At 62.4% G+C, this 22,459-nt stretch carries 16 protein-coding genes and 2 tRNA genes; 14 read left to right on the top strand and 4 right to left on the bottom strand.

Annotation, left to right across the window (positions count from 1 at the left end):
* Nucleotides 1-3: 3 nt before the first annotated feature.
* Entirely contained in the window at nt 4-1,260 is a 1,257-nt protein-coding gene (locus J2Y68_RS07685; RefSeq protein WP_309991814.1) for a macrolide 2'-phosphotransferase, read from the bottom strand.
* A 172-nt stretch (nt 1,261-1,432) separates the two neighbouring features.
* On the opposite strand from J2Y68_RS07685, the gene nudC reads away from it, so the two are divergent.
* The 3 genes from nudC to J2Y68_RS07670 are packed head-to-tail and all read left to right on the top strand — an operon-like array spanning nt 1,433 to nt 5,174.
* The gene (gene nudC, locus J2Y68_RS07680; protein ID WP_309991811.1) at nt 1,433-2,422 is read left to right on the top strand and encodes an NAD(+) diphosphatase; all 990 of its coding nucleotides are present in this window, start codon (nt 1,433-1,435) and stop codon (nt 2,420-2,422) included.
* On the top strand, nt 2,419-4,551 hold the full coding sequence (locus J2Y68_RS07675; RefSeq protein ID WP_309991808.1) for an ATP-dependent DNA helicase UvrD2: 2,133 nt from the start codon (nt 2,419-2,421) through the stop codon (nt 4,549-4,551). The genes nudC and J2Y68_RS07675 overlap by 4 nt, the downstream gene beginning before the upstream one ends.
* The gene (locus J2Y68_RS07670; protein WP_309991806.1) at nt 4,551-5,174 is read left to right on the top strand and encodes a M48 metallopeptidase family protein; all 624 of its coding nucleotides are present in this window, start codon (nt 4,551-4,553) and stop codon (nt 5,172-5,174) included. Before J2Y68_RS07675 ends, J2Y68_RS07670 begins: the two co-directional genes overlap by 1 nt.
* 65 nt (nt 5,175-5,239) lie before the next feature.
* Here J2Y68_RS07670 and J2Y68_RS07665 read toward each other — a convergent pair whose 3' ends face one another.
* On the bottom strand, nt 5,240-6,676 hold the full coding sequence (locus J2Y68_RS07665; protein WP_309991803.1) for a zinc-dependent metalloprotease: 1,437 nt from the start codon (nt 6,674-6,676) through the stop codon (nt 5,240-5,242).
* Nucleotides 6,677-6,888: 212 nt separating this feature from the next.
* On the opposite strand from J2Y68_RS07665, the gene J2Y68_RS07660 reads away from it, so the two are divergent.
* From J2Y68_RS07660 to J2Y68_RS07640, 5 genes are all read left to right on the top strand, one after another.
* A complete protein-coding gene (locus J2Y68_RS07660; protein WP_309991802.1) occupies nt 6,889-8,025 on the top strand; it encodes a YlbL family protein in 1,137 nt (378 codons plus the stop codon).
* A 126-nt stretch (nt 8,026-8,151) separates the two neighbouring features.
* A complete protein-coding gene (locus J2Y68_RS07655; protein WP_309991799.1) occupies nt 8,152-11,148 on the top strand; it encodes a UPF0182 family membrane protein in 2,997 nt (998 codons plus the stop codon).
* Nucleotides 11,149-11,282: 134 nt separating this feature from the next.
* Nucleotides 11,283-11,356: transfer RNA gene (locus J2Y68_RS07650), tRNA-Met, on the top strand.
* 220 nt (nt 11,357-11,576) lie between these two features.
* A tRNA-Met gene (locus tag J2Y68_RS07645) sits at nt 11,577-11,650 on the top strand.
* A gap of 97 nt (nt 11,651-11,747) precedes the next feature.
* Complete coding sequence (locus tag J2Y68_RS07640; RefSeq protein ID WP_309991796.1) at nt 11,748-12,602, top strand: GntR family transcriptional regulator; 855 nt, start codon at nt 11,748-11,750, stop codon at nt 12,600-12,602.
* Nucleotides 12,603-12,713: 111 nt separating this feature from the next.
* On the opposite strand, the gene J2Y68_RS07635 is transcribed toward J2Y68_RS07640, so the two are convergent.
* The gene (locus J2Y68_RS07635) at nt 12,714-13,502 is read right to left on the bottom strand and encodes a PspA/IM30 family protein (protein ID WP_309991793.1); all 789 of its coding nucleotides are present in this window, start codon (nt 13,500-13,502) and stop codon (nt 12,714-12,716) included.
* 100 nt (nt 13,503-13,602) lie between these two features.
* Nucleotides 13,603-15,660 carry a TPM domain-containing protein gene (locus J2Y68_RS07630; RefSeq protein ID WP_309991790.1) on the bottom strand — a complete coding sequence of 686 codons (2,058 nt, stop codon included), beginning with the start codon at nt 15,658-15,660 and terminating at the stop codon, nt 13,603-13,605.
* 320 nt (nt 15,661-15,980) lie between these two features.
* On the opposite strand from J2Y68_RS07630, the gene J2Y68_RS07625 reads away from it, so the two are divergent.
* The 6 genes from J2Y68_RS07625 (at nt 15,981) to J2Y68_RS07600 (ending at nt 22,457) form a co-directional block, all read left to right on the top strand.
* On the top strand, nt 15,981-17,621 hold the full coding sequence (locus J2Y68_RS07625) for a trypsin-like peptidase domain-containing protein (protein WP_309991788.1): 1,641 nt from the start codon (nt 15,981-15,983) through the stop codon (nt 17,619-17,621).
* Between the two features lie 260 nt (nt 17,622-17,881).
* Nucleotides 17,882-18,685 (top strand): electron transfer flavoprotein subunit beta/FixA family protein, encoded by an 804-nt coding sequence (locus J2Y68_RS07620; RefSeq protein WP_309991785.1) that lies wholly within the window; start codon nt 17,882-17,884, stop codon nt 18,683-18,685.
* Between the two features lie 13 nt (nt 18,686-18,698).
* On the top strand, nt 18,699-19,652 hold the full coding sequence (locus J2Y68_RS07615; RefSeq protein WP_309991782.1) for an electron transfer flavoprotein subunit alpha/FixB family protein: 954 nt from the start codon (nt 18,699-18,701) through the stop codon (nt 19,650-19,652).
* A 5-nt stretch (nt 19,653-19,657) separates the two neighbouring features.
* Nucleotides 19,658-20,437 carry a PIG-L deacetylase family protein gene (locus J2Y68_RS07610; RefSeq protein WP_309991779.1) on the top strand — a complete coding sequence of 260 codons (780 nt, stop codon included), beginning with the start codon at nt 19,658-19,660 and terminating at the stop codon, nt 20,435-20,437.
* A 74-nt stretch (nt 20,438-20,511) separates the two neighbouring features.
* On the top strand, nt 20,512-21,057 hold the full coding sequence (locus J2Y68_RS07605; RefSeq protein WP_211714223.1) for a gluconokinase: 546 nt from the start codon (nt 20,512-20,514) through the stop codon (nt 21,055-21,057).
* A complete protein-coding gene (locus tag J2Y68_RS07600) occupies nt 21,054-22,457 on the top strand; it encodes a GntT/GntP/DsdX family permease (RefSeq protein ID WP_309991776.1) in 1,404 nt (467 codons plus the stop codon). Before J2Y68_RS07605 ends, J2Y68_RS07600 begins: the two co-directional genes overlap by 4 nt.
* The last annotated feature ends 2 nt before the right edge of the window (nt 22,458-22,459 follow it).

Raw genomic sequence — 22,459 nt, 5'->3', positions numbered from 1 at the left:
GGCCTACGAGCGGTCGACTGAATGCAGTGGTGTCACGTTAACCACGCTGATGGCGGCAGTTGAGGTTTCGTCATGGTCCACGTGGGCTCCCGAGCCGGCTTCGCCCCCGTTGTCCAGGGCCTCTGCGTTCTCGTCCCCGATGATTTCCGGGTCCACTTCGTCATTCGCTGGCTCAGCGGGTGTGGCGCTGGCCGGTTCGGCGGTGGCGGGGATGGCCGCCACCGAAACGGATGGTCCGACGTCGGGAATCGCCATGACGCTGACAGGCGGCTGCGAGGCGGCCGCCATTGCGAGCTCGTGAGCGGCTGCTTCGTCTTCAGCGGCCTGGGCCGCTTCGTCGCGTCGGGCCTGCTCTTCGATGTCGTTTGCCAGGGTTTGGAGCATGGACTCCGCCTCGGCCGTCATGCTTTGGTGTCCGGCGGCCATTGCCTTTACGAGGTATTGGGCCAGGGCGAACTCGGCCAGCAGGGCGGCGCGGCGAAGGAGGTGGTTATCAGGAGTCTCGCGGCGTGCCTGGGTGTAGTGGCTCAGGACCGCTTCGACAAATGACGACTCGTTGGAGGCCACCAGCCAGGCAAAATCATCGGCGGGATCGCCAATGCGAAGATCGGTCCAGCCGGTCACCGCGGTCACGGAGTCGTCCTGGACCATGAGGTTGTCCTCGTGAAGGTCGCCGTGTACTACCGAGGTGTTGAACCGCCACAGCGCGACGTCTTCGAGTGCGTGTTCCCAGCGGCGAAGCAATGTTGCCGGAATCTTGCCGGTGGTGGCGGCCTGGTCGAGTTCGTTGAGCTTGCGTTGCCGGAACTCGTTGGCAGAGTAACTGGGAAGGTCTGCGCTGGTAACGAGCGTCAACGGCAGGTCGTGGATGGCTGCCAAAGCGGCACCGACTTCACGCGCCAATGCCGGAGTGCCAGCCGAGAGTTCCTCGATGGATAGCATCCCGCCTTGCAGATGGGCGTAAACGAAGGTGGTGAGCGCGCCCTGCCGCACCGTGCCTGCGATGGTGGGGACGTGGAACGGCAGCTCAGCCCGGATGGCGGGTGCGAAGGCGCGGAGCACCATGAACTCGGTCTCCAGCCGGGTGCTTGCTTCCGGATGGCGCGGCGAACGGACGCGCCAGCGCTTGCCTTCCGCGTCGAGCAGCAACGCCGAATCGAAGTCGGCGTCGTCGTCGGGGGAATAGGCTGTAGCCGTCGGCGCCAATCCAGGCACCGCCGCGGTTGCTATAGCGGCCAGTTCGAGCGGTGTTCTTCTCACGTGTTCCACGGTAGATTGAGTGCGGCCTCAGGCCATGATGCAGCGCGGCGAGTCTTCAGATCCGCAGTAAAACAGGGCAGAATGCGTCGTTCCATCGCCATCCTGTCCGGGTGTCCACAAGGTGGGGACCGGTCAAATGTTTTTTGTCGGTACGAGTCAGTACGGTAGATACATGAGTTATACGGAGTCCCCGGCACTGGCCAACCACCTTATGGACACAGTCTTGCCGGTCCGACCAGCAATGGTGGACCGCGGCTCGGCCGCCCGTATGAAGCCTGGCATGGTCGAGGAACTCATCGCCTCCGGGAGTGCCCGGGCCATGGTGATTTCGGAGCGCAAGGCGCTGGTCACCGAGAACGGCCTTTGGTTTGGTGACGCCACGACGCTCTGGAACGCCCTCCAGGAAGCCGACGCCGGTGCTGTCACGGCCATCTACCTCGGCACCACCCTCACACCGTCATCGTTGGCGGAAGGCACTCCCGTCCTGCTGTTCACAGTGAATCAGCCCCTCGCGCCGGGCACGGTGACTGTACCTTCGGATGTCCAGTGGGCAGGCTTCCGGGAGGTTGCCGCACGGCTGGATGCCATCGATGCTGCATTGTTCATCGAGGCCAGCGCCATTTCCAACTGGCACGCAAACCACACCCATTGCCCCAAGTGCGGGAATCCCACTGACATCGAAGCCGGAGGGTGGGTTCGGCGGTGTCCGAAGGACAACTCGGAGCATTATCCCCGCACTGATCCGGCCATCATTGTCACGGTTGTGGGCCCGGACGGTCGCCTCCTCCTGGGCGGCGGCGGACCTGCCGATGCCAGAAACTACTCCACCCTTGCAGGATTCGTGGAGCCGGGCGAGTCCTTGGAACAGGCTGTCGTGCGCGAGATCGGGGAAGAAGTGGGCGTCCGCGTGACCGCCTGCCAGTACCTCGGATCGCAGTCCTGGCCTTTCCCCGCCTCGCTCATGTTGGGGTTTACGGCCACCACGGACGACGCCGTGGCGCGCCCCGACGGCGTCGAGGTCACCCGTGCGCGGTGGTTCAGCCGTGAGGAACTGCAGGAAGCGGTCCTCAGTGGCGAGATCACCATCTCCACGCGCCTGTCCATTGCACGCTCCCTGATTGAGCACTGGTACGGCGGCGTCATCGAAGACCTCCAGCCGTGACAGCAGACCTTTTCGACGCCAGTACGTCCCTCGAGGAACGCATTCTCGGTGGCCTGGATGAAGAGCAGCGTGAAGTAGCCGGCACTTTGACAGGTCCCCTGTGCGTCCTTGCCGGCGCGGGCACCGGCAAGACCCGGGCCATCACGCACCGCATCGCCTACGGTGTGCACTCGGGGGTGTACAGCCCCCAGCGACTGTTGGCGGTCACGTTTACCGCCAGGGCCGCCGCGGAAATGCGAAGCAGGCTTCGGGACCTCGGCGTCGCCAATGTCCAGGCCCGAACGTTCCACGCCGCAGCCCTGCGGCAGCTGCAGTTCTTTTGGCCGCAGGCTATTGGCGGCACGCTGCCGAGCCTGTTGGACCACAAAGCCAACATGATCGCCGAGGCCTCCCGGAGGCTGCGCCTCAGTACTGACCGTGCCTCCATCAGGGACCTGGCTGCGGAAATCGAATGGGCCAAGGTGTCCATGCTGACACCCGCCAACTACCTGGAAAACGCCCAAGGCAGGGGAACCCCCGGAGGCTTCGACCTGACGGCAGTGTCCCGGGTGTTCCAGGCGTACGAGGATATCAAGACGGACCGAAACGTCATCGACTTCGAAGACGTCCTGCTTATCACTGTGGGGATCCTTCAGGAAGACCCGAAAGTGGCAGCAACCGTTCGGGAGCAATACCGGCATTTCGTGGTGGACGAGTACCAGGACGTTTCGCCCCTCCAGCAAAGGCTCCTGGACCTGTGGCTCGGGGGGCGGGACGAGCTCTGCGTGGTGGGTGACGCCAGCCAGACCATCTACTCGTTCACCGGGGCTTCGCCAAAGCATTTGCTCGGATTCAAAGCGAAGTTCCCGGGCGCTACCGTCGTCAAGCTCATCAGGGATTACAGGTCCACCCCGCAGGTAGTTAAGTTGGCGAACGAGCTCCTTGGCTCGCGGCGAAGTGGAGGCCCGGCGGCTGACGCTGCCTGGGCTCCGCCGCTGCAGCTCATCGCGCAGCGACCCGCAGGTCCGGAACCGCGGTTCATGGAGTGCCCTGATGACGAAGCGGAGGCTGCCGTAGTAGCGGGCCGAATCCAGGAATTGCTCAATACCGGGGTCAAGGCCAGCGAAATAGCCATCCTGTTCAGGACAAACGGACAGTCCGAGGCTTACGAACAAGCACTGGCTTCAGCGGGGATCGGCTATCAGCTTCGCGGCGGTGAACGCTTCTTCGCCCGAAAGGAAGTCCGGGACGCAATATTGCAGTTGCGTGCCGCTACCCGTGCCGTAGCCGAGGGCCCCCAGGAATCGCTGGGCCAGGTGGTGCGGGATATCGTCGCTTCGCTTGGTTACACCGACGCGGCCCCACATAACGGGGGAGCCCTGCGGGAGCGGTGGGAGTCCTTGGCCGCGTTGGTCGCGCTGGCCGACGAACTTGCTGTGAGCCGCGGAGAGTCCTTCACCTTGGCCGAATTCGTCAACGAGCTCCAGGAGCGGTCGGTTGCACAGCATGCCCCCACCGTTCAGGGTGTCACGCTGGCCTCACTCCATGCTGCCAAGGGCCTTGAGTGGGATGCCGTCTTCCTGGTGGGCCTCAGCGAAGGCTTGATGCCGATCTCCTTCGCTGATACTCCGGAGGATGTGGACGAAGAGCGCCGGTTGCTCTACGTGGGCATCACCCGTGCGCGTGAGCACCTCACTATGTCCTGGTCTACCGCGCGTACTCCGGGTGGCCGGGCCAACCGGAAACCCTCGCGCTTCCTGGATGGGCTTCGTCCGGATTCGGTGGCTTCCGCAAATGCACGCAGCAAGTCGGGTCCTGTGCGGCGCAAGGCTGCCGCTCCGGCGTCGTGCAGGGTGTGCGGGAGCATGCTCGCCAGCGGAGCTGAGCGTAAGATCGGGCGTTGCAACCAATGTCCTCCTACGTATGAGGAGCAGACTTTCGATGCCCTGCGGCAATGGCGTAAGGAAGAGGCCCAGTCGGCGGACGTGCCTGCGTATGTCGTCTTCACCGATGCGACGCTGACCGCGATTGCCGAGGCACGGCCTTCCTCCCTTGAGGAGTTGGCAGGCTTGGCGGGTATTGGCCCCTCCAAACTTGAGCGCTACGGTGAGGCCGTATTGGCTGTGCTCGCTGAGAGCACTGAGCTCTGATGGGTCGCCCACCTTCGGCTGCGGCCGGCATCCCGTTGGTCACTGAAGATGGCGCTCCGGTGGTAGTACGGAGATCGGCCCGCAGGCGCAGGACGGTCGCTGCCTTTTGGGAAGACGGTAATGCCGTTGTGGCCATTCCGGCGAGCTTCACCACATCCCAGGAACGCGAATGGGTGGGGCGCATGCTGTCCAAACTCAAGAAGCAGGGGGAGCGCCAGGCAGGTGCTGGCAGGCGACGTCCTGCGACGGACCAAGCATTGGCGAGTCATGCCGCGCATCTTTCGCGGACGTATCTTGGCGGGCGGGCAGTTCCGACGTCGGTCCGCTGGGTTGGAAACCAGAACTCGCGTTGGGGTTCGGCTACTCCGGCGGATGGCACCATACGGCTTTCGAACAAGCTCCAGCCCATGCCGCAGTGGGTTATCGACTACGTCCTCGTGCATGAACTCGCCCACCTGCTGGTCGCCGGACACAACGCCGACTTCTGGCGGTTGGTGGAGGCTTATCCCGAAACGCAACGCGCCAAGGCATTTCTGGAAGGTGTGGCCTTCGCTACGTCCCGGGGGCTGCCGACCAGTACGGACAGCAACGGCCACGAGGAGGCGGCCGGCGACGACTGCTGATTCCGCAGGAGCATTTGAGGCAACAGTGGCCGCCCCGGGAGGGGACGGCCACTTGTTGGTACTGCCTACTTATTCGGTGACTGCGGATCCGTGTCGTCCGTCTCCGACTCGTCCTCCGTTGTCCCGCGGGTTGAGTCCGGTGCTTCCCCACCATCGGTGTCGTATCCGCCGTTCAGCAGCTTCTGCAGGGCGTCATCCACTTCGCTGTCGCTGGCCTCGGCAAGACGCCGTCGTTCGGAGAATCCCTTGGGATCGTCCAGGTCCTCACCAGTCGGGAGCAGGTCGGGGTGGTGCCAAATGGCGTCGCGTCCGGCGATGCCACGTTCTTCCTTCAGCGTTGCCCATAGGGTTGCAGCTTCCCTGAGTCGCCGGGGACGCAGTTCCAGGCCGACCAGGGAGGCGAAAGCATGCTCCGCCGGGCCGCCCGTTGCGCGACGGCGACGGACTGTTTCACGGAGAGCTGTAGCGGACGGCAAAACGTTGGCGGTGGCTTCTGCAGTCAGCTCATCCACCCATCCTTCGACAAGGGCGAGTGCCGTCTCAAGCTTTTCGAGCGCGGCGGTCTGAACAGGTGTGCGTTCAGGGGTGAAGACTCCCTGCGACAGGGCTTCCTGGATTCCCTCGGGATTGCTGGGATCAAGGTCGCGGGCCAGGTCTTCTATACGCGACATGTCAATGTGGATGCCGCGGGCGTAGGCCTCAATGGCACCGAGGAGGTGGCCCCGCAGCCAGGGAACCTGCACGAAGAGGCGGGCGTGTGCCGCCTCGCGGACCGCGAGGAAGAGCCGGACGTCGTTCTCCGGAAGGCTGAGGCCTTCACCGAACTTCGATACGTTGGCGGGGAGCAAGGCCATTTCAAGGTCGGCCAGCGGAACACCGATGTCTGTGGAGCTGACCACTTCGGCGGAGAGTGCACCGATGGCTTGTCCCAGCTGCATGCCGAAGATCGCTCCGCCCATGTTTTGAAGCATGGACGAGGCGCCGCCCATCATGGACTTCATTTCTTCGGGCATCTGCTGGGTGAGCGCGTTGGACAGGGCATTGGCAATGCTGTTCGCCACCGGCTCTGTCAGTCGCTTCCACGTGCCAAGGGTGGCTTCAACCCACTCGGCCCGGGACCAGGCACGGCCAATGAGGCCGGTGGCGGAAAGATCGGTGACGGGATCGAGCCAAAGCTCTGCGAGCCGAAGCGCCTCGTCGATTTCCTTGGCCTGGTGGGCGCTGACGGAGGGATCACTGCCAGCGGCTGCAACACGCCGCGCATTTTCGTGGGCAAGCTGCCAGTTGACCGGGCCGTCGGAGGACGAGCTCATCATGGCCTGGACCTGCGCGAACATCTGCTGAAGGAGCTGGGGATCGTTGGGCAGTCCCGCCGCCTTGGCCAGCTCAGCGGGATCGATGTTGCCCATGCCCTGCCCGCCCATCAGGTTCTGGAGCATTTCTGCCAGCGGATCCTGGGGATTCTCGTCGTCATTGGACGGATTGTTGGGGTTGGAAGTCATGGTGCCGCCGATCGTCGAACTGGCTGGTGATCTCTTTCACCGTACCGCGCGCGCCCAACGCTGTCTGCCCGGAGGGGGCGTCGTTCGCTGTAGGCAAAGCAGTGCCACAACGTCTGAACGCGTACTGTTGATGTTTGGTATAAATGCCGCCGTCGCCTTCGGCGGCCAGAGCCATGTAACCGGAAACTCAACGCCGGCATAGAGAGGTCCCAATGCTTACTTCGCCCAGCCCCGAGGGCTCATTGGACCCGCGTCAAGTGCACGACGCCGATCCCTCCTCCGTGCCTCCGGCACCTCCCCGGGACAGCCGGTTCATGGTCATGGTTATCTCCGGCCTGTTGGCTGTGGGTCTTGGAGTCGGCGCCGCGGCCCTGCCCGTGCCGTACGTTATTGAGTCAGCCGGTCCCACCTTCAATACGTTGGGTAAGGACGGCGACAAGCCTGTCATTACTATTTCCGGCCGGGAGTCGTTCCCTGCGAGTGGCAACCTGGACCTGACAACTGTGGTCATGACCGGCGGCCCCAAGAGCCCGGCCACTATCTTCGATGTCTTCCGTGCGTGGGTGGACCCGTCCAAGGCCATTTATCCAGAGGAACTCATCTACCCCAAGGGCACTACCGCGGAGCAGACCGTCCAGCAGGGCGAAATCGCCATGGAGACGTCGCAGGAGAATGCTGTTGCCGCGGCGTTGCGGGAGCTGGATATCCCGTTTGAACAGCGGTTGACCGTCGCTGGCCTGTCCGACCCGTCGCCGTCGACAGGGAAGATCCAGGAAGGCGACCGACTCATCTCCATTAACGGCAAAACCATTACGTCCATGGGCGTGATCCAGGCGGAACTGGCCGCTGCGGCGGGAGCCCCTGCCGCCGTCGTCGTTGACCGGAAGGGCACCCAAGTGACCGAAACCGTCACGCCCACCAAGAACGATGCCGGACGCTACGTCCTGGGCGTGCTGCTCGCAAGCGACTTCACGTTCCCGTTCGATGTCCGGATCTCGCTGGATAACGTCGGCGGGCCGAGCGCCGGAATGATGTTTGCCCTGGGGATCGTGGACAACCTCACACCTGGCGACCTCACGGGCGGCAAGCATGTAGCCGGTACCGGAACCATCACTGCGGACGGTGCTGTAGGGCCGATTGGCGGCATTGCGCAGAAGATGATCGGGGCGCGTGGTCATGGGGCAACCATGTTCCTTGCTCCGGCCGCCAATTGTGCCGACGTCGTAGGCCACGTGCCGGACGGTTTGCAGGTGGTTAAGGTCGAAACGCTCGCCGACGCGACCTCCGCGGTGGAACGGCTTGCGTCGGGGCAAGACACGGCGGGCCTTCCCACCTGCACAAACAACTAGACTGACGGTGGAACTTAGCTTTACTGCCACTCGTGGCATATATGACGGCCTCCGCCATATCCCAGCGGCAGAGAAAGTCAATCACTCGCACACCGACTGTTCACTGACACCAATGAGGTACAGAGTTTGTCCCGTCCCGCCAGCTCCAACCCGCCCGGAAGATCACCGCTGAGACGAGGTGCCCTGACGCCGACGCTCATTGTCGTGGCAGTGGCCGTCGTCGGGTTCATTTTCTTCGCCAATGTCTGGACTGACGTCCTTTGGTACCAGCAGCTCGGCTTCTTCGAAGTTTATCTGCGCGAAAACCTTGCCCGGATCATTACTTTCCTCATTGGTTTCGCGATGATGTTCGCAGCTGTGTTCTTCGCCATCCGGATTGCTTACAGGTCCAGGCCCGTCTACGCTCCCGATGCCGAGTCCAGGGACAACCTCAACCGCTACCAGGCGCAGCTTGAGCCTGTCCGCCGAGTGGTCATGATTGGCCTGCCTATCCTGTTCGGGCTCTTCGCGGGCAGTGCGGCCGCCAGCCAGTGGCAAAAGGCCCTGTTGTTCTTCAACCAGGAACCTTTTGGCCAGACAGATCCGCTGTTCAACCTCGACATCAGCTTTTACCTGATGACACTGCCGTTCTTGGGATTCGTCACCGGATTCCTCATCAGCATCGCCGTCGTGGCTGGAATCGCGGGCATACTGACGCACTACCTTTACGGCAGCATCCGGCTCATGGAACGCGGCATCTTCACCAGCCGCGCCGCCCAGATCCACATCGCCGTGACCGGCGCCATTTTCCTGGTTCTCCTTGGTATCAACTTCTGGCTGGACAGGTACACAACAGTCCAGAGCAATTCAGGCCGCTGGGCCGGTGCCCTCTACACCGACGTCAACGCGGTGGTTCCCACCAAGGCCATCCTTGCGGTAGCCGCAGCGCTCGTGGCGATCCTCTTCATCATCGCCGCAGTCATCGGACGCTGGCGCCTGCCAGTGATCGGTACTGCAATGCTGGTCATCACAGCCATTCTGGCCGGTGGCGTCTACCCGTGGGTCATCCAGCAATTCCAGGTCCGGCCTTCGGAAAATACCCTGGAAAAAGACTTCATTGACCGCAACATCAAGATGACGCGCGCGGCCTACGGCCTGGACAAGGTTGATGTGTCGGCCTACAACGCCACCACCAACGCAACGTCCGGTGCACTGGCCGCGGACGCCCAAACAACGGCGAACATCCGCCTCCTGGACCCGAACCTCATCTCCTCGGCGTTTGCGCAGCTTGAACAGTTCCGTCCTTACTACCAGTTCCCGCAGTCACTCAACGTGGACCGCTACGTGGTGGACGGCAAGGTCCAGGACACCGTGATCGCGGTTCGCGAACTGAACCCCGACGGACTGAGCGCCAACCAGCAGACATGGGTCAACAGGCACATTGTCTACACGCACGGATATGGCGTCGTCGCCGCAAAGGGCAATAAGTTCACCGTTGACGGCAAGCCGGAATTCCTGCAGTCGGGCATCCCCTCCAACGGCGTCCTCGGCAACGACACCTCCTACGAGCCGCGCATCTACTTCGGTGAAAACTCCCCGGAATACTCCATCGTGGGGGCACCAGACGGTGCGCCCAACCGCGAGCAGGATCGGCCGGTTGGCCGTGAAGGCGGGGGCGAAACGCAGTACACCTTCAATGGCAACGGTGGGCCCAACGTGGGCAACTGGCTTAACCGGATCCTTTACTCCATCAAGTTCCAGTCCTCCGACCTGCTGCTCTCGGATGGCGTGAATGCAGAATCCCAGATTCTCTATGACCGCAACCCCCGCGAACGCGTTGAGAAACTGGCTCCCTACCTGACCGTGGATGGCAACGCCTATCCGGCTGTCGTTGATGGGCGGGTTAAGTGGATCGTTGACGGTTACACCACCAGCCAGTACTTCCCGTACTCGCAACCGCAGCAGCTGCAGAACGCCACCGCCGATTCACAGACCAACGCCGGCCGTACCGTCGCGCTGCCCAACAGCTCCGTGAACTACATCCGGAACTCGGTCAAGGCAACTGTGGACGCCTATGACGGCTCCGTGAATCTCTACGCGTGGGATGACCAGGACCCCATCCTGAAGGCATGGCAGAAAGTCTTCCCTACGGTCATCAAGCCCTTCTCTGAAATGTCGGGCGACCTTATGAGCCACGTCCGTTACCCGGAGGACCTCTTCAAGGTCCAGCGTGAACTCCTTGGCCGCTACCACGTCACGGATCCTGACAGCTTCTACCAAAACAACGATGCCTGGAGCGTCCCGAACGATCCCACCGTTTCGGAAGCCGTCAAGCAACCACCTTTCTACATGTCGTTGAAGATGCCGGATCAGGACAAGCCCGCTTTCCAACTGACGTCCTCGTTCATCCCGCAGACGGTCAACGGCAGCGCGAGGAACATCCTTTACGGGTTCTTGGCAGCCGACTCTGACGCCGGAAACGTCAAGGGCGTAAAGGCGGACAGTTACGGGCAGCTAAGGCTCCTGCAGCTTCCTACCGATACGCAGGTACCCGGCCCGGGACAAGCACAGAACAAGTTCAACTCGGACCCCACCGTGTCCCAGGCTTTGAACCTCCTGCGCCAGGGCGCTTCGGATGTGTTGAACGGCAACCTGCTGACCCTGCCGGTGGGTGGCGGCCTGCTCTACGTTCAGCCGGTCTACCTGAAGTCGACAGGTGAGACGTCCTACCCAACGCTCCAGCGTGTCCTGGTTGCGTTCGGTGACAAGATTGGCTTCGCGCCCACACTGGATGAGGCACTCAACCAGCTGTTCGGCGGAGACTCCGGTGCTTCGGCGGGCGATGTCGCAAACAATGGACAGACGCCCACTGCTCCTCCGGGCACCACCACGCCCCCGGCGGGCCCCAGCGACGCGAAAGCGGACCTGAAGGCAGCCCTGGATGATGCCAACAAGGCCATCCAGGACGGTCAGGCAGCCTTGGCCAAGGGCGACTTTGCCGGATATGGTGCCCAGCAAACCAAGCTCTCCGAGGCGCTGAAGAGGGCCGTGGACGCAGAAAACCGCTTGGGTGCCACTCCTGCACCAACCACGACGCCGGGAGCTACTCCGAGCGCGACCCCGTCGCCTTCGCCCAGTAGCTAAGAGCAGCGCGTACGGCGAGGGCCGGTGCCAGCCCCTTTTGGGGTCGGCACCGGCCCTCGCTTGTTCAGGGAGATGCAGATCACGTAGCCAGGATTTGGTCTGCCATTCACCGGACGGTAATGTTGTTCTTGCGACGCGGGGTGGAGCAGTTCGGTAGCTCGCTGGGCTCATAACCCAGAGGTCACAGGTTCAAATCCTGTCCCCGCAACTGGAGAAAGGTCCGGATCAGTAAACACTGATCCGGGCCTTTTGTTTTGCCCAGTACACGGGGCTCGATCGTCGCTCACGTTCCGCGTACTTGGGTGTGATCGTCGCTCACGTTCCGCGTGCAACGGGGGAGCGACCTTGGTATCCGGGCGTGATCTGCGGCACCTTATGCACTGGCTGGTCAAATGCACTCCGCAGGTGCGGTAGAGTTGTTCTTGCGACGCGGGGTGGAGCAGTTCGGTAGCTCGCTGGGCTCATAACCCAGAGGTCACAGGTTCAAATCCTGTCCCCGCAACTGGAGAAAGATCCGGATCAGTGACACTGGTCCGGATCTTTTGCTTTAAGGGCTGATTGGGCCACCGATGCTAGCATCGAAGCCGACTGGCTGCGCAATGAAAACTTTGCCGCCTGACGAATCCCAGACTGCGCCAGGAACAGAGGAGACGGCCCCGTTGGTCAATGAAGACCCCCACCCTGACCTTGAGCGTCGGCTCCTTCAACGGGACAGCCCTGTGGCCGTTTACCAGCAGGTGGCCGATGTCCTGACGGAACAGGTCAGCCGTCTGGAACCGGGGGCCCGAATACCCACGGAAGAGTCCCTCATGGAGGAGTACGGGATCAGCCGTACCACGGTCCGCAAAGCCATAGAAAAGCTCGTGGTCAAGGGTCTCCTGATCCGCAGGCAGGGCAAGGGGACATTCGTGATGGCCCAACGACCGGTCAAGATGCTTAATCGCCTGGCCCCCTTCATGGAGACGTTTACAGCGGCCGGGATGAAGACCGTCAAGGGACTCATCGAATACAAGTGGATGGAAAAGGACCAGTCGGTGCCGGCCAAGCTGGTCTCCGACGACAATCTTGTCCTGGTCATTCGCCGCTCGTACTCAAGTGCGGGCTGGCCCTACGCCATAGCTGAGATATTCATACCGTCGCACATTGGACGCCACATCAGCCTTGCTGATGCGGAACGAAACTCGATTTACCAGGTCATCCAGGACAGGACCCTGAAGCCACTGCAGCGGGCCGAAATCACGGTAACGATGCATGCGCCCCCAGAGCACCTCGCTGACGCGTTGAACGTACGCGGGTTTCCCCTGGTCCCTCGCTTGGAACGGACCACGCTCGGACCCCACGGCGAGGTCCTGGAGTGCACGGTGACCTACTTCCACCCGAAAGGTTTTGAAATCCGGGCGGAAGTGGCAACGGACGTCAGCCCAGGCCAGGACCAACCGCTGCCGGCTGGATAGTTGCACTGCAGGCCCAAAAAGGGGCGACAAAAAAGTGGGTGGGATCCGTTTACGGTTCCCACCCACTCCTAGGGTTCAGTATGGTGCCGGAATGAATGTGCCGGCGGCTTCCTAGAGCTTGTCGAAGTCGGCTTCGTCGACGGTCGATCCGCTCGAGGCGGGGGTGCCAGCGCCGATGGCAGGCTTGGCGCCGCCTGACTTGAGGGCTGCGAGGCGGGCCTCGATTTCGGTCTGCTCGCCCAGGTCCTCCAACTGGTTGAACTGTGCGTCAAGGCTGGAGCTGGCAAGCTCCTGCTGGCCGAGGACCTTGGCCTCTTCGCGGCGGATCTTCTCTTCGAAGCGGCCTACTTCGCTGGTGGGGTCCATGATGTCGATGCTCTTAAGGGCATCGTGTACCTGTGACTGGGCAGCGGCGGTCTTCGAACGAGCAACGAGTTCATTCCGCTTGGCGGTCAGCTGGTTGAGCTTGTTCTTCATCTGGTCAAGACCGGTCTTGAGCTTGTCCACAACCTCGGTCTGGGAAGCGATGCTTGGCTCTGCCGTCCGTGCCTCGGATTCGGCAGCCATCTGTCGCTGGATGGCCACCTTGGCGAGGTTGTCGAACTTCTGGGCGTCCGCGGCGTCACCGGCAGCGCGGTATTCGTCTGCCTTGCGTGATGCGGCGAGTGCCTTGTTGCCCCAGTCCTGGGCGTTCTTGATGTCCTCGTTGTAGTCCGCCTGCAGCATCCGAAGATTGCCGATGGTCTGGGCCACCGCTGACTCGGCCTCGGCAATGTTGTTCGTGTAGTCGCGGACCATCTGGTCCAGCATTTTCTGAGGGTCCTCTGCCTGGTCGAGCAAGGCGTTGATGTTGGCCTTTGCCAGCTGGGAGATCCGACCGAAAATGGACTGCTTAACCATGGTGTTGCCTTTCGTCCTGCTCAGTGAATGCCCACTGAAATCAGTGATCAGTTGTTGTACCGCTTCTATTTGGGGCACGGACCCCGCTTAGTTTGTAGGTCTAGAAGCTGCCGGAATCGCCGCCACCGAAGTCGCCGCCACCGCCACCGAAGTCGCCACCGCCCGAGTCGCCGCCAAAGAAACCTCCGCCGCCCCCGCCGTCGTTGTGGCCACCGCCCCAGCCACCTCCGCCGCCGTTGAGGATGGAGTTGATGAGAATCCCGCCGAGGATGGCTCCTCCGAGGCCGCCTCCTCCGCCTCCGCCACCGCCGAACATGCCTCCACGGCCGTAACCCTGGTCCGCGTAGCCGAACTGGTCGACGTCCGACTGGGCAAGTTGGGCTGCCTGGGCAGCGAGTGAATGGGCCTGTTGGGCGTAGGTGAGGGCCGTAACTGGATCATTCCGGGAGATCGACAGGGCGTAATCCAGGTTTCGCTGGGCCTCGGCCAGACGTGTGCGCGCCTCCGTGCCCACGCCGCCACGCCTGGCCGTAATGTAGTCAGACGTTGCGCTGATCTGCGCCTGCGCGGCCATGATGGTCTGCTGCAGCGAAGCCTGTGCGCGGCGCGCTTGCTCCTGCTGGTCCCGAATGCCGGACAGGGACTGGTCCAGCGCCTGGTGCGCAGACTCAACGCGGCTGAGCGTTGCAATGGGATCGATCTTTCCGCCTTGTATCTCGGTTTTCACCTGCGCCAAGGCGGCTTCGACACCGGCAACGGGTCCTGCGAGTTCAGGATGTTCCCCGGACTGGATCATGGCCCTGGCCTGGGCGAGGTCCTGGCTGGTTTCCGCGACTGCACCTTCGAGGGAGGAGCGGGCCTCGTCGAGGCTTCCGGCTGTCTTCGAAATGGCGTCAATCAACACGTTGGTTTGGTGCAGGCTTTCCTCTGCGGCGCGAACAGCGACGGCGGCGAGGCTGTTCTCGCCTGCAGCCAACTTCTCCTGCGCGGCCGTTGCGGCGTTCTGCACGAAGGCGAGCCGCTCCTTGGCCTGGAGGATGTTATCCGATACCTGCGTCAGGGCGGACTCGGCGTACTTCGCGCGAAGGCTTTCAAGCGACTGCTCAGCGCTGGCAATCCTGGAATCTGCCTCCTTGGCGCCGGAATTGACGGCGGCCAAAGCCTGCGGAGCGTTTTTCTCCAACTCCCGCAGCGAGTCGAAGTCGGCTTTTTGGTCGCGGAGGGACGCCAACGCTGCCTCGGAACGGCGGATGATCTCTCCAAGCCAGGTCCGTTGCTGCTCTTCAGTGTCGGGAATATGGTCGTCGAGCTGTTGCTGCAACTTGAACGACTCAGTCATGTGGTTCTTGGCCTCTTCCAAGGCCTTGGTGAAGTTGCCAATCGCGGAGTCGCCATACTGTGCCTGGGCGAAGCCGAGTTCCTGCTCGCTGGACTTGATGGCGTCATCGGCTTCAATCAGCAGCGAACCGCTCTTCTGCCTCAGCTCCGGAATGCTGAGGCCCGCCAGTGGGTCAAGCTGTTCGCCCTGCGGACCGTAACTTGCACTGACCGCCTTGGTACCGGCTTTCTTGCGGCGGTTCCGGAGGTAGAGGTACGTGCCGGCACCGCCCGCCGCTACGACGCCGACGCCAACCAGGACGCCGACCCCTGCGTTACCGCTGGGCACAGTTCCACTGCCACCGCCGGCTGCATCACCGATAGCGGCTGCAGTATCGATCGCGGCCTGGGCATAGTCCTTCTTGCCTCCGGCGAGGTTCGGTACCACGGCGTTCTGTGCGATGGCGGATTGCTTGGAGTAAATGGCGCTCCCGGAGTTCAGGGCGAAGTTGTACTGGCCAGCCGTGGAGATCGCGAGAATGGCGTCCGGTTTGCCCATGCCCCTGTTGTCGGCAACGGCCTTTGTCCACGCCTTGGGATCCGAAGGATTCGTGAACGAGTCCACCGTCACCACGTACAGGTTGTACTTGTGGTCCTTAAGTGTCTTTTGGATGGCGTCCTGAACTTCGCCTTTTCGGCTTCCCAGGACATTGGCGTCATCGACGATGTTCTGTCCGGACGGTATCGTCACGGGATCGGCAGCAAAAGCCGCGCCGGCCGGGAGGGCCAACAGTCCAGCCACGCCCATAACACCGAGTACGCGTTTAAATATTGACCGCATGTGCAACCCTTCAGCACGTCTGCGACTGGAACAAGGCGTACCAATCGTCACAGAATGCTCAGCGCCCCCACGCATGGTGTAAAGCCGCAGGTCGCTGTGGCAATTCCTCTTGATTCTATGGTGCACCCCATAGCCCGTCCACAGCGGTGAATATGCCACCAGCGAAATATAGGAGAAAGCAGGGTTGTTGACCCGTTGAGGGCAATCCAGGGAACCCCGGACCGGTCGTCCTGCCCTTTCAGGAAGCTCCCAGCGAACGTCCGCTTTTGTTCCAGTAAATGGGTACATAGTTGATGAAGACGAGGACGAAAGGAAGACCCATGACGGAGAACCCAGCGCAGGGCACCGCACCAGAGAACCGTGAGCCGTCAGAGCCGCGGGCCACTTCGGGCGAGCACAACGATGCCAACGCTACCCAGCAGCAGCCTGCCTGGACTTCAGGGCAGGCCGGATCGGCCCAGGGCCCAGCTCAGCCGACAACTCCCATTCCGGCATATCAGCCGCCGGCCGGACAGCACCAGCCGCCGGCACCGAACCCCCACTACTACGGCGCCCCGCAGCAAGGTCCAGCCCAAGCGGCTCAGCCTTCTGCCCAGCCGCAGGATTCGACGCAGCGTCCTGCGTACCCCTCGCAGCAGCCGTTCTACGGCGGTGGCCAAGCCAACAATCCGGGTACGCATTTCAGCAGTGCTCAGGGACCCCAGCAGGGACCGGGATCGCAACACACGCCGGGGCACTCGTCAGCAGTCGCCACCAAGCGCAAGCCGGCATTCGGCGTCGGGACACTGGTGGCGAGCATGCTCGCTGCTGGCCTGATTGGCGGCGGGGTAGTGGCAGGCAGCAACGCGTTGTGGGACAACAACAACTCTCCGGCGGCCGCGACCGGAAGCCAGTCCAGCACGGTCATCGTGAACAACAAGGACGACGTCAACGTCATCACCGCCGCAGCAGCCAAGGCCTCGCCCAGCGTGGTAACCATCAAGGCAACCAGTGGCAACGAAGGCGGTACCGGCTCCGGCATCATCCTCGACGACCAGGGCCACATCCTGACCAACACCCACGTGGTAACGCTGGATGGGGCGACGTCGAACGCGGCGATCGAGGTCCGGACCAGCGATGGCAAGGTGCTCAAGGGCAATGTAGTAGGAACGGACCCTTTGTCTGATCTCGCCGTCATCAAGGTGGACAACGCGTCGGGCCTGGTTCCCGCATCGTTGGGTGATTCTTCAAAGATCAACGTGGGGGACACCGCCGTCGCCATCGGTTCGCCGCTGGGCCTGACCGGGACGGTCACGGACGGCATCGTTTCGACCCTGAACCGGACCATCAGCGTTGCTTCGTCGGCCGCTCCGAAGGAGGGCACAGACAACTCGCAGGGCGGTGACCAGGGCTTCCAGTTCGCCCCTCCAGGCGGTGGCCAGAGCCAGTCCACGGCGAACGAGGGATCCATCTCCATCAACGTGATCCAGACTGACGCCGCGATCAACCCGGGTAACTCCGGCGGTGCCTTGGTGAACAGCAAGGGTGAAATCATCGGCGTGAACGTAGCCATCGCCTCCGCTGGCAGTGGCACGTCCGATTCGTCCAGCGGCAACATCGGCGTGGGCTTCAGCATCCCGATCAACCATGCCAAGCGCGTGGCACAGGAGATTATCGACACCGGCAAGGCCAGCCACGGCCAGTTCGGCGTGTCGGTGCGGGCCAAGTCTTCCACCGGCAGTGACTCGAGCTTCTCGGTGGGGGCCGAGGTTGCTTCGGTGACGTCCGGCTCGGCCGCAGCGAAGGCTGGGCTCAAGGTGGGCGACGTCGTTACCAAGTTTGGCGACTACACCGTCAGCGACCCCAACCAGCTGACTGCAGCGGTCCGGGAACAGCCGGCCGGAGCCAAGGTGAAGGTGACCATCCTCCGCGGCGGCCAGTCGCAGGAAGTCGAGGTTACCCTCGACGCTGCCCAGCAGTAGGCGCCGCCCACCAGTAGGCGCCGCGCAGCAACAGCGCGAAGCACGGAAGTACGACGGCGGGCCGCACCTCTTGGGGTGTTGCCCGCCTCGTCGTCGTCCCCGGCCCGGTGGCCCGCAACAGGGGTTAACGCTGGGAGTGGAATTCTGCGGGCAATATGCTTAGCTAGGACGAGCCCACGCGCTGGGCAATTCACGGCCACGCTTCTGCGGTTGGCCGTCCACAAGCATGGAAGGCTGCTTCGAAGACAGTGGAAGAGACATTGAAGATTGTCGTTCTGGTCAAGCACGTCCCGGACGCGCAGTTCGACCGGCACATCACCGGCCCATACAACACAACCGACCGTGATGAGAGCATCCTGTCCGAATTGGACGAGTACGCCCTCGAGGCCGCGCTGCAGCTCGCAGAAGAGCGTGGCGGTCCCAAAGCCGGTAATGAGGTCATTGCCCTGAGCATGGGTCCTTCGGGGGCCGTCAATGCCGTGAAGAAATCCCTTCAGATCGGCGCGTATTCGGGTGTTCACCTGAGCGATGACGCGTTGGCGGGCTCGGATGCTGCGGCCACGTCGCTGGCCCTTGCCGCTGCAATCGGCCACCTTTCGGCAGACGGCCGCCCTGTGGACCTCGTCCTCACGGGCATGGCATCGACCGATGGCGAGACTTCACTGGTTCCGGCCCAGCTGGCCGAGCGGTTGTCGTACCCACAGGTGACATTCGCATCAAGCCTGGAAGTGACGGGCGGTCAGGTCCGCGCTCGCCGTGACGCCGGCCATTTTTCGGAGACAGTCGAAGCGGACCTTCCGGCCGTGGTTTCGGTCACGGACCAGATCAACGAACCCCGTTACCCCAACTTCAAAGGCATCCTGGCGGCCAAGAAGAAGAAGATCACTTCCCTGACGCTGTCCGACATTGGGCTGGACGCCTCCCAGGTCGGCCTGGCCGGTTCCTGGACAGTGGTGGAATCGGCTGATGCGCGTCCGCCCCGGACCGCGGGCACCATCATCACAGACGAAGGCGACGCCGGCATCAAGCTGGTCGACTTCCTGGCCGCACAGAAGCTGCTCTAAGGGGATCCCAACCATGGCAAATGCACTTGTTTTCATTGACAACCCGGGAGCCGCTCTCAAGAAGAGCAGCCTGGAGCTCCTGACCATCGCCCGTTCGCTGGGGGAGACCGCCGTCGCAATCACCGGTGAACTGACCGACGACGTCGCTGCCACCCTGGGTGCCTATGGTGCCTCCACGGTGTACCAGCCGTCGCTGGCGAACCTTGACGAATACCTTGTAGGACCGAAGGCCGCGTACCTTGCGGCAGCTGTGAACGCTTCGGGAGCCACCGCAGTGCTTCTCGATAACTCGCCTGAGGGCAAGGAAATTGCGGGCCGGCTCGGCATCAAGCTCAGTGCGGGTGTGATCACGGATGTGGTAGGCGTCGAAGCTGATGGCACTGCGCACAAGTCCGTGCTGGCTGGTTCCTACACCACCACGGCCAAGGCCACAACGCCGGTGACGGTGCTTTCGGTCAAGGCCAACAACGTTGAACCTGTAGCGGCTGCGGAATCGGTTGCCCCGGCAACCGCCACGGTTGAGGTTCCGGCCGACGCCGCAGCCAACTCTGCCCGCATCGCCGCCCGGACGGAAAAGCCGGTCAGTGGACGGCCGGACCTCAGCGAAGCCAGGATCGTTGTTGCCGGCGGACGTGGCGTGGACGGCGACTTCGGTCCACTGGAAGAGCTCGCAGACGCCTTGGGTGCCGCAGTGGGGGCATCCCGTGCTGCCACTGACGCTGGCTGGATTGGTCACGATGCCCAGGTCGGCCAGACCGGTGTCACGGTTTCTCCGCAGTTGTATATCTCGGCCGGCATTTCCGGAGCCATCCAGCAGAAGGCTGGTATGCAGACCTCCAAGGTCATCGTTGCCATCAATAAGGACGCCGAGTCACCGGTGTTCGAGATCGCGGACTATGGCATTATCGGTGACCTGTTCAAGGTCCTCCCGCAGGCCACCGCGGAAATCAAGAAGCGGAAAGGCTGATCCCTTTGCCTACTGACGTCCCGTCAGCAAAGAGCCCGTTCGATGCCTCCACGGAGCGTGTCGAGCGGGTGCTTTGTTTTACCGCCCATCCTGACGACATCGATTTCGGCGCTGCGGGGACCATCGCGGCCTGGACTGCAGCCGGTGTCCAGGTCAGCTACTGCATCATGACCGACGGCGATGCCGGCGGTTTTGATCCCGTGGACCGGGAACGCATCATCGAGTTGCGGGCCGAGGAGCAGAAGCGGGCCGCCGCGTTGGTGGGTGTCACGGACATCCATTACCTTCACGAGCGCGACGGATACCTTGAACCGACACACGGCGTTATCAAGCAGGTTGTGAAGCTGATCCGTGAGATCAGGCCGGACATCGTGCTGACCATGCACCCGGAAAGGAACTGGGACCGCCTCCAGAAGAGCCACCCTGACCACCTTGCCGCAGGGGAAGCAGTGACCCGGGCGGTGTATCCGGCGGTGGAGAATCCCTTCGCTTATCCGGAACTGGCTGAGGCAGGCCTCGAGGCCTACAAGCTGCCCTGGCTCTGGTTTATTTCAAGCCCGGAGGCCAGGGAGAACCACTTCGTGGATGTCTCGGCCCACGTTTCGGCCAAGCTGGACGCCATCCGGGTCCACGCGAGCCAGCACCCCGATGTTGAGGCTATGGAGAGGGTGGTCCGCGGCCTGATGCACCACAACGGACATCGTGCAGGACTGCCGGAGGGGACCAGCGCCGAGGGCTTCCACGTGGTGTCAGTCAACGGGTCCAGCACTATCGCCGGCTTCTGATATTGCCGTGATGTAACCCGTGTCATATGCTTGGTCTCGGTTAAATCATATTTATTCGAGGAAGGCAGACTTTGATGGCGAAGACTGCGCAACAACCCGTACTGGTGATTATGGGAGTCTCCGGTTCCGGCAAATCGACTGTAGCCGGCGTTCTCGCTGGAAAACTTGGATGGGATCTCGCCGAGGGCGACGACCTTCATCCCGAAGCCAACGTAGCCAAGATGCAGTCGGGGCTTGCCCTCACTGATGAGGACCGTTGGCCTTGGCTGGGCATCATTTCGGATTGGATCCGTCAGCGCACGGACGCCGGAATCCCGGCAATCATTACGTGCTCGGCACTGAAAAAGAAGTACCGCGACGTTCTCCGCGGCGAAGGAGTGGTCTTCGTTTTCCTGCAAGGAAGCAAGGACAAGATCTCGGACCGACTGGCCTCCAGGCACGGGCATTTCATGCCGCCGTCGCTTCTGGAATCGCAGTTTGACGCCCTGGAGGAACCCACCGACGACGAGAACTACATCTCGCTATGCGTTTCCGCGTCGCCCGCCGAAGAAGCGGATGAAGTCATTGAGCGGCTTGGTCTTCGCCCCGCAGGCGCCAATACCGGAACGAGTGCTTCGTGAAGGCCCTGGAAACCGCGACGGAGGTCCAGCAATGGACCGCGCACGACACGCAACTCCTCGTGGTGGCGGCGTTGGGAATCGCCTTGATCGTAGTGCTGATCGCGAAACTCAAGATGCACCCGTTCCTCGCCCTTGTCCTGGGTTCAGCCTTTGTGGGGCTGGCATCAGGGGTGGAGCTGGGGAAAGTCATCACCAACTTCGAGGACGGTGTAGGCGGTGTCCTGAAGGAAGTTGGCCTGCTGATCGCGCTTGGCGCCATGCTCGGGAAGTTGCTCGCCGATTCCGGCGGTGCCAACCGGGTTGTCGATACTTTGCTGGCCAAGGCCAGCGGCAACAAGCTGGTCTGGATGATCACGCTGGTTGCTGTCATCATCGGCCTGCCCATGTTCTTCGAGATCGGGCTCGTCCTGCTGCTCCCGGTCATCGTGCTGGTCACCCAGCGATCCAAGATGAAGCTGATGCGCATAGCCATCCCGGCTTTGGCTGGCCTGTCGGTGCTTCACGGCCTCGTGCCGCCGCACCCCGGACCGCTCATTGCCATCAGCGCAGTGAAAGCGGAACTGGGAACAACGCTGGGCCTGGGCATCTTGGTGGCTATCCCTACCGTCATTATCTGTGGCCCGCTTTTCTCACGCCTTGCTGCTCGGTGGGTACCCGTGGACGCTCCTGCCGTTGCTGGTGGCATTGACACCCAGCACACGGCGGACCTGAGCGATGTCAAGCGCCAGCCTTCCTTTGGCGTGACGCTGCTGACCATCATTTTCCCGGTTGTATTGATGCTCTTGAAGGCCTTGGGCGGCATCATCTGGCCGGACGCGGCAACTGCTCCTGGCATCAGGATCTTCTTCGACTTCGTCGGCCAGCCCTTGGTGGCCATGACGCTTGCCGTGCTCCTGGCCATCGTCACCTTCGGGTACGCCGTAGGGTTCACGGGAACCAGAATCACGGCCAAGCTGGGGGAGAGCCTTGGGCCGATCGCAGCCATCCTCCTGATTGTGGGTGCAGGTGGCGGTTTCAAGCAGACACTGATTGGCGCGGGAGTCGGAGACGCGGTCAAGAAGTGGGCAGAAGGCGCAAACATGTCCGTCCTGGTCCTGGGCTTCATCGTCGCAGTGGCCCTCCGCCTGGCCACCGGCTCTGCAACAGTTGCCACGGTGACCGCAGCCGGTATTGTCGCACCCCTTGCCAGCAGCCTGAGCCCAACTCACGCGGCATTGCTCGCGTTGGCGATTGGCGCCGGCTCACTGTTCCTCTCGCACGTCAACGACGCCGGTTTCTGGCTGGTCAAAGAACTGTTCGGCCTCACCGTGGGGCAAACGTTCAAGACCTGGTCCGTCATGGAGACACTGATTTCCGTCGTTGGATTCGGCTTCGTGATGCTGCTGTCCCTGGTGTTATAGCT

The sequence above is a fragment of the Paenarthrobacter nitroguajacolicus genome, from assembly GCF_031455195.1.
Lineage (GTDB): Bacteria > Actinomycetota > Actinomycetes > Actinomycetales > Micrococcaceae > Arthrobacter > Arthrobacter nitroguajacolicus_D.
Note: the sequence above shows the minus strand (reverse complement) of the source record. Positions and strands in the feature narration are given on the sequence as shown.

Bases quoted from the DNA above. Each gene is read 5' to 3' on its own strand.
- nudC (WP_309991811.1), top strand. From the start codon at position 1,433: ATGAGTTATACGGAGTCCCCGGCACTGGCCAACCACCTTATGGACACA.
- J2Y68_RS07670 (WP_309991806.1), top strand. From the start codon at position 4,551: ATGGGTCGCCCACCTTCGGCTGCGGCCGGCATCCCGTTGGTCACTGAA.
- J2Y68_RS07665 (WP_309991803.1), bottom strand. From the start codon at position 6,676: ATGACTTCCAACCCCAACAATCCGTCCAATGACGACGAGAATCCCCAG.
- J2Y68_RS07660 (WP_309991802.1), top strand. From the start codon at position 6,889: ATGCTTACTTCGCCCAGCCCCGAGGGCTCATTGGACCCGCGTCAAGTG.
- J2Y68_RS07640 (WP_309991796.1), top strand. From the start codon at position 11,748: ATGAAAACTTTGCCGCCTGACGAATCCCAGACTGCGCCAGGAACAGAG.
- J2Y68_RS07635 (WP_309991793.1), bottom strand. From the start codon at position 13,502: ATGGTTAAGCAGTCCATTTTCGGTCGGATCTCCCAGCTGGCAAAGGCC.
- J2Y68_RS07630 (WP_309991790.1), bottom strand. From the start codon at position 15,660: ATGCGGTCAATATTTAAACGCGTACTCGGTGTTATGGGCGTGGCTGGA.
- J2Y68_RS07625 (WP_309991788.1), top strand. From the start codon at position 15,981: ATGACGGAGAACCCAGCGCAGGGCACCGCACCAGAGAACCGTGAGCCG.
- J2Y68_RS07615 (WP_309991782.1), top strand. From the start codon at position 18,699: ATGGCAAATGCACTTGTTTTCATTGACAACCCGGGAGCCGCTCTCAAG.
- J2Y68_RS07605 (WP_211714223.1), top strand. From the start codon at position 20,512: ATGGCGAAGACTGCGCAACAACCCGTACTGGTGATTATGGGAGTCTCC.